A 240-nucleotide genomic window follows, 5' to 3' on the forward strand; every position below is an offset into this window, starting at 1 on the left:
CATTGTGGTTGTTAACTTCATGATTCTCGTTTTTCGCATTCTGGACGTTATGGCTGCTACTACATGCTGATAAAAGTGTGGCTAATACTACAGCGGGAATAATCCGACTGAGGTATCTCAGAATTGGTTGAGACTTGACCATTATACGTGTGATCCTGCGATGTCCTTACGACAGAATGTCGACAGCCAGATGACAGAACGGGTTGAGATTAATAAGTACCGCGGTCTAAGACAAATCCT

Annotated in this window: 1 pseudogene; it reads right to left on the bottom strand. The window is 43.3% G+C overall.

The features are described 5' to 3' along the window. Positions 1-142, bottom strand: a pseudogene (locus SB719_RS22365) (bifunctional murein DD-endopeptidase/murein LD-carboxypeptidase); the annotation flags it as partial. Positions 143-240 lie beyond the last annotated feature (98 nt).

The organism is Pantoea sp. SIMBA_079, from assembly GCF_046940275.1.
Lineage (GTDB): Bacteria > Pseudomonadota > Gammaproteobacteria > Enterobacterales > Enterobacteriaceae > Pantoea > Pantoea borealis.